Genomic DNA, 1,805 nt, shown 5'->3' on the forward strand with positions numbered 1-1,805 from the left:
GGCGCTCGGAGAGCTCGGACGCGGTGAGGCTGCCCGTGTCCGAGAGCGTGAGGCCGGCCATGACGCGGGCCATCATCTTGGGCATGCCCGAGGCCATCATGACGGTCGTGAGCGTCTCCTCGTACGCGCGCACGGCCTCGGCGTCACGCCCATGGGCCTGCGGGGCGGCGGAAGTCCCCTTGGGCGCGGCCGGCTTGCGGCGGTGGGCGCGGTGCTCGGTGGCGCGGTGGGCGAGGTCGGCGCGGTAGCTGGTGGGGCCGCCGTTGCGCATGACCTCGCGGGTGATGGTCGAGGTCGGGCGTTCGAGGCGGCGGGCGATCTCCGCGTACGCGAGGCCGTCGGCGAGCCCCAACGCGATCTGCTGACGTTCGGGCTGGGTGAGCCTGCCTCCGGGCATCGCGGTCTCCTTCTTCGTCCGTTCGTCCGTGATGGCGCCAGCATAGCGTTCACCGACAATCCATTGCAACGAGATGAGGATGTGTTGTTGCATTAGATTCAGAACCATTGCAATGAAATCTATCAACTGACCTGCGATAAGCCTGCTTTCGCGCAATGAAGTGCTTGCTCGATCTTCGAACGCAACGTAGCTTTTCCTTCATCGGAAAGAGCGAGGCGAACAAGCGCCCGCTCCACACGAAGGAGAAGCACCATGCAGAACTTCGCCACCCCCGCCGCCATCGTCGCCACCCTCGCCGTCCCCGCCGGCCGCATCCGCCTCATCGCAGCCGACCGCGCCGACACCACCGTCGAGGTCCTGCCGGCCGACCCCTCCAAGAGCCGCGATGTGAAGACGGCCGAGGAGACCGAAGTCGCCTACGCCGACGGCGTCCTGCGCATCGAGGTCCCGAAGCCGAAGAACCGGATCCTCGGGAACGCCGGCGCCATCGAGGTGACGGTCCAGCTCCCGGCCGGCTCCCGGATCGAGGGCCAGGCCGCCGCCACCGAACTCCGCGCCGTGGGCCGGCTCGGCGACGTCGCCTTCGAAGGCGCGTACAGCCGGATCAAGATCGACGAGGCCGCGACCCTCCGCCTCACCGCGGTCGACGGCGACGTCGAGGTCGGCCGCCTGGCCGGCTCCGCCGAGATCAGCACCGCGCGGGGCGACATCCGCATCGCCGAGGCGGTGGGCGGCACGGTCGTCCTGACCACCCAGAAGGGCGACATCGCGGTCGCCGCCGCGGCGGGCGTCTCCGCCTCCCTGGACGCCGGTACGGCCTACGGCAGGGTCGCCAACTCCCTCAAGAGCGACGGCACTCCGGGCCTGAGCATCCAGGCGACGACGGCGTACGGCGACATCGCGGCCCGCAGCCTGTAACCCACCCCCTCGTTCCGACCCGCAGCCTCCAAGGAGCACGCACCATGACCACCCAGGCCATCGCAGCGAACGGGCTGCGGAAGTCGTACGGCGACAAGACCGTCCTCGACGGCATCGACCTGACCGTCCCGGAGGGCTCGGTCTTCGCCCTCCTCGGCCCGAACGGCGCGGGCAAGACGACCGCCGTGAAGATCCTGTCCACCCTCATCACCGCCGACGGCGGACAGGCCCGGGTGGCGGGCCACGACCTGGCGGGATCACCGCAGGCGGTCCGGGCCGCGATCGGCGTCACGGGCCAGTTCTCCGCGGTCGACGGCCTGATCACGGGCGAGGAGAACATGCTCCTGATGGCCGACCTCAACCACCTGTCCAAGCAGGAGGGCCGCCGGGTCACCGCCGAACTGTTGGAGCGCTTCGACCTGACGGAGGCGGCGAAGAAGCCGGCCTCCACGTACTCCGGCGGCATGAAGCGCCGCCTGGACATCGCGAT

General features: G+C 69.8%; 3 protein-coding genes. 2 read left to right on the plus strand and 1 reads right to left on the minus strand.

The features are described from left to right. Positions 1 to 397, minus strand: a 397-nt coding sequence (locus CCN56_RS37650; protein WP_143664766.1) for a helix-turn-helix domain-containing protein, incomplete at its 3' end; no start/stop codon positions are given. Positions 398 to 649: 252 nt separating this feature from the next. Here CCN56_RS37650 and CCN56_RS37655 point away from each other — a divergent pair. After that, positions 650 to 1,315 (plus strand): DUF4097 family beta strand repeat-containing protein, encoded by a 666-nt coding sequence (locus CCN56_RS37655; protein WP_086832185.1) that lies wholly within the window; start codon positions 650 to 652, stop codon positions 1,313 to 1,315. A 44-nt stretch (positions 1,316 to 1,359) separates the two neighbouring features. After that, positions 1,360 to 1,805, plus strand: a 446-nt coding sequence (locus CCN56_RS37660) for an ABC transporter ATP-binding protein (protein WP_143664767.1), incomplete at its 3' end; no start/stop codon positions are given.

The organism is Streptomyces sp. NRRL B-24572 (genome assembly GCF_002156145.1).
Lineage (GTDB): Bacteria > Actinomycetota > Actinomycetes > Streptomycetales > Streptomycetaceae > Streptomyces > Streptomyces vietnamensis.